Below are 2,898 nucleotides of genomic sequence, written 5' to 3' on the forward strand. Positions count from 1 at the left end.
GCGCTACGAGGACGACGCGACGCTGATCACCTCGGTCGTGACCGGCCAGGTCGAGATCTGGTCGAGCACGCCGGCGAACCTGGGCGAGATCCAGAAGCGCGCGCCGCAGCTCAACATGGAGAAGAAGTTCGACCAGAAGGATTTCGATCTGGGCATCGCGATGCGCAAGGGCGAGCCGAAACTGAAGGAATGGATCGACGCCTGGGTCGTCACCAACATGAAGAACGGCAAGTTGAATGCGATCTACAAGAAGTTCCACGGCCGCGATTTGCCGGCGAGCGTGACGAAGGGTTAAGCGGGAAAGAAGCAAAAAGGGCGTCGCGTTTTACCTCGCGATGCCCTTGTTCATGCGCTGAAGATTCAGTTGGCGGTGCCCTGGCCGATCTCGTGATCGGCGAGATACTCGAGCGCGCGAACCATGCCCGAGTGATCCCAGGCCTTCCCGCCATGCGCCGCGCATGCGTTGAAAAGCGCCTGGCAGGTCGCCGTATTCGGCAGCGATACACCCAGCGATTGCGCCGTCGACAATGCCAGGTTCAAGTCCTTCTGATGCAGTTCAATGCGAAAGCCCGGATTGAACGTGCGCTTGGTCATGCGCTCGCCGTGCACTTCCAGAATGCGTGACGATGCAAATCCCCCCATCAACGCCTTGCGCACTTTTTCGGCATCCACACCGGCCTTCGATGCCAGCAGCAGGGCTTCACCCACCGCTTCGATAGTCGCCGCCACGATCACCTGGTTTGCGAGCTTGCAGACCTGACCTGCACCCACCTCGCCGATCAGCGAGATGTTCTTGCCCATCATGTCGAAGAGCGGTTTGACGGTATCGAACGTGGCTTGCGAACCACCCACCATGATCGTCAGCGACGCCGCCTTCGCGCCCACCTCGCCCCCCGACACCGGCGCGTCCAGATACTCGGCGCCGCGCTCGCGAACCTTGGCCGCGAATTCGCGTGTAGCGATGGGCGAGATCGAACTCATGTCGACCACGATCTGGCCCGGGCGCAAGGCCGCGACCACGCCGTTCTCGCCGAACAGGACGCGCTCGACATCGGGGGTATCCGGCACCATCACGAAGATCACATCGGCTTGCGCGGCGACCGCTGCGGGGTTGTCGCAGGCGACAGCACCAGCTTGCGTCAGCTCGGCCGGCACGCCGCTGCGCGTGAACGCCGCAAGCGCGACGCCGTTCTTGACGAGATTTTCAGCCATGGGCTTACCCATGATCCCGAGTCCGATAAAACCAGCTTTTTGCATGTCATCCTCCAAAAAAATGCGGGTTCGCAGATGTCACTGTCACTTTACTTCTGCATGAAATGTTTCTGCACGGCTTGTGCCGCGTTGCGCAGCAAGCCCATGTCCGCGCACACGGCGATCACCTGGCAGCCCATCGCGAGATAACGTTCGGCTTCGGCCTGCACGGGTGCAAGCGTTCCGCTCGCCTTGCCGGCTGCGCGGGCGCGATCGAAGACATGCGCAATGGCTTTCTGCACGTCCGGATGATTCGCGTCGCCAAGATGTCCGTACGATGCCGCCAGATCCGATGGCCCGAGAAACACGGCGTCCACACCTTCGACTGCAAGGATTTCATCGATCGATTCGACCGCCTTGCGGCTCTCGATCTGCACGATGACGCAGATGTTGTCGTTGGCCGTGGTGAGGTAATCGGGCACGGTGCCGTATTTATTGCCGCGGTGTCCTACCGATACCCCGCGAATGCCCTGCGGCGGATAACGGGTCGCGGCGACGGCGCGGGCGGCGTCCGCCGCGCTGTCTACAAACGGAATCAGGAAGTTGAAGAAGCCGCTGTCGAGCAGCCGTTTGATGACCACGCTCTCATTGGCCGGCGGTCGCACGACCGGCGCGCTGCGGCTGTCCTTGAGCGCCATGAGCTGCGGAATGAGCGTGAGGACGTCATTGGGCGCGTGCTCGGCGTCGAGCAGGATCCAGTCGAAGCCCAGCACGCCCAGCAACTCGGTCGTGATCGGGCTGCCGAGCGACGCCCAGCAGCCGATCTGTTTTTCCTGGTTCAGGACTGACTGGCGAAACGTATTGGGGAGCGGCTGGTAGGGCGAGTAGAGCGGGGTCTGTGCGGGCGCTGTCATGACGGGGCTTCCTCTTGCGTAATTGCTCGAATTGCGGCCTGAGTTGAAAACCTTAGTATGCAACATGCTCATACGTTATCAGACGTCATATTACATCGCGAGCTTGATGTCGGGCAAGGAAAAGGGCTTTATAGCGACGTGCGACTTACAGCCGTTGCCACGGGAATCCGTGACAAGCCCTGAATGGCTTACTTGCCGCTGCAAAAGACGCATTAAACAGGCAACTGCCAGCCCGTGCTCAGTCGATTACCGGCTGGCCCGGGCTTCGCAGGCCGCATCAGGCCAGCGGTTTTCTTCCAAACAGTATGCTGCCGGCACGCGTTTCGCCCAGCCCTCGGCTTGCAGCATCGGTTCATCGTAGAAGTGTTCCACGTGGCCAATGCAGAGAATGGCAACCGGCTTTGCATCGGCGGGCATATGCAGCAGACGTTGAAACGCCGCGACATCGAACAGCGATACCCACCCCAGTCCGATCCCCTCCGCGCGTGCCGCGAGCCACATGTTCTGGATCGCGCACGCCACTGACGCAAGGTCCATTTCGGGAAGGGTGCGGCGGCCGAAGATATGCCGCTCGCGGTCTTCCATCAAGCCGCCGACCAGCACCTCGCCGCAATCCAGAATGCCCTGGACCTTGAGCCGCATGAATTCATCGCTGCGTTCGTTGAGCGCCATGGCCGTTGCGCGGCGCTCCGTCTCCACGATGTCGTGCAACGCGAGGCGTACGTCGCGATCGGTCACGCGCACGAAGCGCCAGGGCTGCATGAAACCGACGCTCGGCGCATGGTGCGCGGCG

3 protein-coding genes and 1 pseudogene are annotated in these 2,898 nt (G+C 61.6%); 1 reads left to right on the plus strand and 3 read right to left on the minus strand.

The window, feature by feature from the left end:
- Positions 1–295 (plus strand): annotated as a pseudogene (locus tag ACFFAR_RS29770) (amino acid ABC transporter); the annotation flags it as partial.
- Between the two features lie 65 nt (positions 296–360).
- Here ACFFAR_RS29770 and ACFFAR_RS29775 read toward each other — a convergent pair.
- The 3 genes from ACFFAR_RS29775 to bluB all read right to left on the minus strand — a co-directional run.
- On the minus strand, positions 361–1,257 hold the full coding sequence (locus tag ACFFAR_RS29775) for a 2-hydroxy-3-oxopropionate reductase (RefSeq protein ID WP_062002907.1): 897 nt from the start codon (positions 1,255–1,257) through the stop codon (positions 361–363).
- Between the two features lie 44 nt (positions 1,258–1,301).
- The gene (garL, locus tag ACFFAR_RS29780) at positions 1,302–2,105 is read right to left on the minus strand and encodes a 2-dehydro-3-deoxyglucarate aldolase (RefSeq protein WP_174365539.1); all 804 of its coding nucleotides are present in this window, start codon (positions 2,103–2,105) and stop codon (positions 1,302–1,304) included.
- Positions 2,106–2,351: 246 nt separating this feature from the next.
- The coding region (gene bluB / locus ACFFAR_RS29785) for a 5,6-dimethylbenzimidazole synthase (RefSeq protein WP_375509070.1) at positions 2,352–2,898 on the minus strand (547 nt) is incomplete at its 5' end.

The organism is uncultured Caballeronia sp. (assembly GCF_964243625.1).
In the GTDB taxonomy this organism is placed as follows: Bacteria; Pseudomonadota; Gammaproteobacteria; order Burkholderiales; family Burkholderiaceae; genus Caballeronia.